This window comes from Acidovorax sp. CCYZU-2555 (genome assembly GCF_018413525.1).
Taxonomy (GTDB): Bacteria; Pseudomonadota; Gammaproteobacteria; order Burkholderiales; family Burkholderiaceae_C; genus Comamonas.
This window is the reverse complement of the sequence record NZ_JAHCDD010000049.1, coordinates 38,180-44,200: the sequence shown is the minus strand read 5'-3', so window position 1 is coordinate 44,200 and position 6,021 is coordinate 38,180. Positions and strand designations below refer to the sequence as shown.

The 6,021-nt window shown below is 66.2% G+C and carries 5 protein-coding genes; 4 read left to right on the top strand and 1 reads right to left on the bottom strand.

What is annotated here, in order from left to right:
• Positions 1 to 657, bottom strand: a 657-nt coding sequence (locus tag KHY18_RS17270; protein ID WP_249729190.1) for a Crp/Fnr family transcriptional regulator, incomplete at its 3' end; no start/stop codon positions are given.
• A gap of 205 nt (positions 658 to 862) precedes the next feature.
• Between KHY18_RS17270 and ppa the strand changes: the two genes are divergently transcribed.
• The 4 genes from ppa to KHY18_RS27270 all read left to right on the top strand — a co-directional run bounded on the left by ppa (position 863) and on the right by KHY18_RS27270 (position 6,021).
• Positions 863 to 1,390 (top strand): inorganic diphosphatase, encoded by a 528-nt coding sequence (gene ppa, locus KHY18_RS17265; RefSeq protein WP_213302532.1) that lies wholly within the window; start codon positions 863 to 865, stop codon positions 1,388 to 1,390.
• Between the two features lie 212 nt (positions 1,391 to 1,602).
• Positions 1,603 to 3,396, top strand: coding sequence for a methyl-accepting chemotaxis protein (locus tag KHY18_RS27275; protein ID WP_213302529.1), 1,794 nt, complete (start codon positions 1,603 to 1,605; stop codon positions 3,394 to 3,396).
• A 232-nt stretch (positions 3,397 to 3,628) separates the two neighbouring features.
• Positions 3,629 to 4,117, top strand: coding sequence for a chemotaxis protein CheW (locus KHY18_RS17255; protein ID WP_213302541.1), 489 nt, complete (start codon positions 3,629 to 3,631; stop codon positions 4,115 to 4,117).
• 152 nt (positions 4,118 to 4,269) lie between these two features.
• Positions 4,270 to 6,021 (top strand): methyl-accepting chemotaxis protein, encoded by a 1,752-nt coding sequence (locus KHY18_RS27270; RefSeq protein WP_213302526.1) that lies wholly within the window; start codon positions 4,270 to 4,272, stop codon positions 6,019 to 6,021.

Genomic DNA, 6,021 nt, shown 5'->3' with positions numbered 1-6,021 from the left:
CTGCTGCAGGTCTTGCAGTATCTGATTGGTGGTCTGGCGCGACAGCGCGAGCATGCGCGCCAGCTGCTCCTGCGACAGATTGAGCATGCGCCGCGACTGCGTGGTGTCCAGGCGCAGGCCGTAGTCTTCGGCCATGGTCACCAGCCGGCGCGCAAGCCGCTGCGGCGCGGCGAGCACCGACTGGTCTTCGAGGGTGATCAGCGCCTGGCGCAGCTTGAGCGTGACCAGCAGCGCCAGCGAGCGCCAATGTTCGGGGTGCTGGTCCAGCCATTGCAGCAACGGTGCCAGCGGCACCTGCAGCACGCAGCTGGGTTCGGTGGCATACACGTCGTGCGAGCGCGCGGACTCGTCGAACAGCGACAGCTCGCCAAACCAGGCCGGGGCTTCGAGCAGCGTCAGCAGCGTGCTGCGCGCGCGCGCGCCGCCGCCGGCGCTGGAAATGGACAGCGTGCCGCGCAGCACGGCGTAGAGGCCTCCGGGCGGATCGCCGGACAGGAACACGGCTTCGCCCGGCGCGAGCTGCTGCACGCGGGCCAGGCCCGTGAGCTGCTGGGCCAAGGTCTTGGGCAGTCCATGGAACCAACGGCCCGAACGCAGGATGATCAGGTGCTCGGGCAGCAGCGGCGAGAAGAGGGGTGAGGGCGCTTGCGTCAACATCACGACAGACCGACGGTGAATGGACAACATCCCTATTGACGCATGCCTGCCGGTTTTCCAGACGCATGAAAACCCTGATCCTCCCGCAGGTCGAACGCCTGCCGAGGTGATTTTCCCCGGCGTGCGCAGGGACGACCCGGGGCTGCGCCTAAAATCAGGGCCGATCCCGCTGTGGACCCCTCAATTCATTCAACTCAAGATCATCATGTCCCTCGACAAAGTCTCCCCTGGCAAGAATGCGCCCGATACGTTCAACGTGGTCATCGAAATCTCGGCCAACTCCCATCCCGTGAAGTACGAAGTGGACAAGGAATCGGGCGCGATCTTCGTCGACCGTTTCATGACCACGGCCATGCACTACCCCACGAACTACGGCTATGTGCCGCAGACGCTGTCGGGTGACGGCGACCCGGTCGACGTGCTGGTGATGACTCCTTTCCCACTGCCACCGGGCGTGGTCGTGCCCTGCCGCGTGCTCGGCATTCTGATGATGGAAGACGAAGCCGGCGTCGACGGCAAGGTGCTGGCCGTGCCCACCGCCAAGATCCTGGCGCAGTACGCCAAGATCGAGTCGATCGCCGACGTGCCCGAAATCACGCTGGCGCAGATTTCGCACTTCTTCGAACACTACAAGGATCTCGAAAAGGGCAAGTGGGTCAAGGTCCAGGGCTGGCAAGGCGTTGACGCCGCCAAGAAGGAAATCGTCGACGGCATCGCCAACTACAAGGCCTGAGGCGAGCGGCAAGCCATGGTCCGACGCACGCGCTTTCAGCCACGCCATTCCAGGATGGCGGGGCAAGCGTGTCTACCGGGCCACAGGCGTTGAATTCCCAGCGTGTTGTCAGCAAAGACAGCACGCTGTTTTGTTTGGGGCATCCATCTGCGCGCGACCGGCATGCGCGCGCAGGCGGGTGAGGGATGGCAAGCCTTCGAAGAAAGAAACACATGAAGTTGGCTGATATGCGCCTGGGAATGAAGCTGGGGCTGGGATTTTTTCTGGTGGTGTTGTTGACCGTCGCCGTGGGCGGCCTGGCGCTGTGGCAGTTGCAGAAAATCAATGCGGCCGCGAGTTTTCTCGGTGGCCAGGCGCTGCAAAGCGTGTCCGATACGGGCGACATCCGCGTGCAGTGGAACCGCCTGCGCCGGCTGGACGCAGGCCTGCTCTCGGCCAAGAGCGTGGAGGAAGCCACTGGCGTGGCGTCCGGCGCGCCAGCCGTTATGGAGCAGCTGCAGACGCTGGAGCGCAACTATGAAACGCTGGACCACAATCCCGAGGAACGCACGCTGATGGCCCAGTACCAGACCGAGCGCCAGGCCTATGTCGGCAGCCGCGAAGCCCTGCTGCAGGCGGCCAAGGAAAAGGATTACACCCTGCTCGAACAGGATTCGCTGCTGGGCGATGCCGTGGGCAATGTGTACCGCGGCGCGTCCGAAACCGCTTTCGTGGCGATCACGGAAACCGTGGGCCGGCTCAATGCGCTCAGCCAGCAACGCGCCAAGGAGGCGCAGCAGGCCGCGGCCGCGGCCTATGACGCCGCTCGCATCTGGGTCGTCGCCGGCGTGGGCCTGAGCGCCATCATTGCGGCTTTGTTTGGCGCGCTGGTGACGCGTTCCGTGACCCGGCCCGCGCGCCAGGCCGTCGACGCCGCCAACCATATCGCCCAGGGCGACTTGTCGCAGGCGATCGCGCCGGGCAACAAGGACGAAATGGGCGATCTGCTGCAGGCCTTGCAGCGCATGCAGACCAGCCTGGTGCAGACCGTCAACAGCGTGCGCAACAACGCCGAAGGCGTGGCCACGGCGAGCGCGCAGATCGCATCGGGCAACAGCGACCTGTCGGGCCGCACCGAAGAGCAGGCCAGCGCGCTCGAGCAGACTGCGGCGTCGATGGAGCAGCTGGGCTCGACCGTGCGCCAGAACGCCGACAACGCGCGCCAGGCCAACCAGCTGGCGCTGAACGCCTCGGCAGTCGCGGTGCAGGGCGGGGACGTGGTGGCCCAGGTGGTCGGCACGATGAAGGGCATCAACGACAGCAGCCGCAAGATCGCCGACATCATCGGCGTGATCGACGGCATTGCGTTCCAGACCAATATTCTGGCGCTGAACGCGGCCGTGGAAGCGGCGCGCGCCGGTGAGCAGGGCCGGGGCTTCGCGGTCGTCGCCAGCGAAGTGCGCAGCCTGGCGCAGCGCAGCGCAGAAGCGGCCAAGGAAATCAAGTCGCTGATCTCGGCCAGCGTCGAGCGCGTGGCCCAGGGCACGCATCAGGCCGATCTGGCGGGCGAGACCATGACCGAAGTGGTCGGTGCGATCCGCCGCGTGACCGACATCATGGGCGAGATCAGCGCGGCCAGCAGCGAGCAGAGCACGGGCGTGGCCCAGGTCGGCGAGGCGATCACGCAGATGGACCAGGCGACGCAGCAGAATGCGGCCCTGGTCGAGGAAAGCGCGGCCGCGGCCGACAGCCTGCAACGCCAGGCGCAGGACCTGGTCCAGGCCGTGGCGGTGTTCCGTCTGGCCCAGGGAGCGCAGGCTCGCGCCATCATCGCCAGCGCATTGCCGGCGGTGCAGCCTCCATCCGCGCGCGTTGCCGCCGAACTGCCCGCGGCGCCGCGCGCGCCGGCCAAGGCGCCGCAAGTGACCGCAGTACCCGCTGCCGCTGCTGCAGTGCCCGCCGTTGCCGCGCCGGCTCCCGCAACGCCGGCGCGCCAGACCGCGGACAGCGACTGGGAGACGTTCTGAAGGCCGGCAAGTCCTTTTTTGGGGCCTGCCTCCGTTTTTTAGTGACAATATGTAATTCGGTCGTGTGAGGGCGCTGCTGCCCTTGCGACCGGAACCCCATTCACACAGACCTGGGAACGATCGGGTGGCGCGGCGTTGGGCCTGCGCATCCGTTTTCCAGGTACATCCGCATACGCGGCAAGCTCAACCCTAGGGAGCCTTCATGCTTTCGAATCTTTCTTCTTCCGGCGGCATGCGTTCGCGCACCGCTTCCCAGACGGCCCAGGTGGCCAAGGCCGAGTTTCTGACGTTCCAGTTGGGCAAGGAAGAGTACGGCATCGATATTCTGCGCGTGCAGGAAATCCGCTCCTACGAGACGCCTACGCGCATTGCGCATGCGCCCGATTTCATCAAGGGCGTGGTCGATCTGCGCGGCGTGATCGTGCCTATCGTCGATCTGCGAATGAAGCTCGCGTGCCCGACCGTGGAATACACGGCGTTCACCGTGGTGATCATTCTCAATGTCGCCGACACCGTGCTGGGCGTGGTCGTCGACTCGGTGGCGGATGTGGTCAATCTGGCGCTCGATGCCATTCGCCCCACGCCCCAGTTCCAGTCGCAGGTCGATGAAGCGTTCATCAAGGGCATCGCCACGGTCGACGAACGCATGCTGATCGTGATGGACATCGAAGCCCTGCTGAGTTCGGCCGATATGGGTCTGCTCAAGGCCGCGGTCGGCTGAATCGGCGGACGCGGGGGTGACTGCGTCCAGGCCGATGGAGCAATGGCGCAGTACCGCCCCGGGGCATTTCCATCTCCGCTAGATTGCGCAACGCAAGCATTTCATTACATTTGATCCCGGGCCACCGGGGCGATTCACCAGAGACAAGAATCATGCGCTACGCTCACTTGAAGATCGGCACCCGCCTTACCTTGGCGTTTTCGGTACTGTTGTTGATTACCGCCGGCATCGCCGGCATGGCCGTATGGCGGCTTGAGGCGCTCAAGGAAGCGAATCAGGCCATCGCCACGGTGCAGATGCAGCGCGCCCTGCTCACGCAGCGCTGGGCGTCGGCCATCGAAGCCAACTGGGTGCGCACGTCGGCGCTGATGCGCAGCAGCGAGCCCGCGTATCTCACCACCTTGCGCAACGACATGGCGACGGCCAGCGAAAGCGTCAATCAGGCGCAAAAGCAACTCGAAGAGCTGGTGCACGACGACAGGGGCCTGGCCCTGATGGCCGAAGTCACCAAGCAGCGCAAGATCTATTCCGATTTCCGTTCCGGGCTGCAAAAGCGCCTGGCCCAGGGCGACGACGTCTCGCAGGAGCGTGACGGTCAGCTCAAGACGCTGGCCGATAGCTATCTGAAGTCCGTTTACGCGGTGGCCGACGACGCGGCCAAGAGCCTGACCGCGGTGCAGGCCCAGGCCCATGACTCGGCGACCACCAGCCAGGTGCTGCTCACCGCCGGCGCGGCCCTGGCCCTGCTGATCGGTCTGCTGCTGGGCGCGATGACCACGCGTTCGATCACGCGCCCCATCCACCGCGCGGCCGAAGTCGCGGGCGCCATTCGCAATGGCGATCTGACATCGAAAATCGATGCCACCGGCAAGGACGAAACCGCGCAGATGCTGCGCCGCCTGGCCGGAATGCAGGACAACCTGCGCAATATCGTGGCGCATGTGCGCCAGGGCTCCGAGGCCGTGGCCACGGCCAGCGCGCAGATTGCCTCGGGCAACAGCGACCTGTCGGGCCGTACCGAAGAACAGGCCAGCGCGCTGGAACAAACTGCGGCCTCGATGGAGCAGTTGGGCTCTACCGTGCGCCAGAACGCCGACAACGCGCGCCAGGCGAATCAGCTGGCGCTGAACGCGTCTACCGTGGCGGTGCAGGGCGGCGACGTCGTGGCCCAGGTGGTCGGCACCATGAAGGGCATCAACGACAGCAGCCGCAAGATCGCCGACATCATCGGCGTGATCGACGGCATTGCGTTCCAGACCAATATTCTGGCGCTGAACGCAGCCGTGGAAGCGGCGCGCGCGGGCGAGCAGGGCCGGGGCTTCGCGGTCGTGGCCAGCGAAGTGCGCAGCCTGGCGCAGCGCAGCGCTGAGGCGGCCAAGGAAATCAAGGCCTTGATCACGGCCAGCGTGGAGCGCGTCGAGCAGGGCACGCAGCAGGCAGATCTGGCGGGCGAGACCATGACCCAGGTGGTGGGCGCGATCCGCCGCGTGACCGATATCATGGGTGAGATCAGCGCGGCCAGCAGCGAGCAGAGCACGGGCGTGGGCCAGGTCGGCGAAGCGATCACGCAGATGGACCAGGCGACGCAGCAGAATGCGGCACTGGTCGAGGAAAGCGCGGCCGCGGCCGACAGCCTGCAGCGCCAGGCGCAGGAACTGGTCGAAGCCGTGGCGGTGTTCCGCCTGGACGACGGCCATGCCAGCGCCCCGCGTCTGGCGCCCGCGGCGCGTGCGCCCCAGCCCGCGCCACAGCGCAAGCCCGTGGCCGCGAAGCTCGCGCCGTCGGTGCAGCACAAGCCCGCGCCCGCGGCGCCCGTGGTGCCCGCCGTGCCGCACAGCGTCAGTTCGCGCGGCCGGCCGGCGCAGAGCGCGACCAGCGGCACCGACGACTGGGAAAGCTTCTAA

Coding starts and splice junctions, on each gene's coding strand:
- ppa (WP_213302532.1), top strand. CDS start 863: ATGTCCCTCGACAAAGTCTCCCCTGGCAAGAATGCGCCCGATACGTTC.
- KHY18_RS17255 (WP_213302541.1), top strand. CDS start 3,629: ATGCGTTCGCGCACCGCTTCCCAGACGGCCCAGGTGGCCAAGGCCGAG.
- KHY18_RS27270 (WP_213302526.1), top strand. CDS start 4,270: ATGCGCTACGCTCACTTGAAGATCGGCACCCGCCTTACCTTGGCGTTT.
- KHY18_RS27275 (WP_213302529.1), top strand. CDS start 1,603: ATGAAGTTGGCTGATATGCGCCTGGGAATGAAGCTGGGGCTGGGATTT.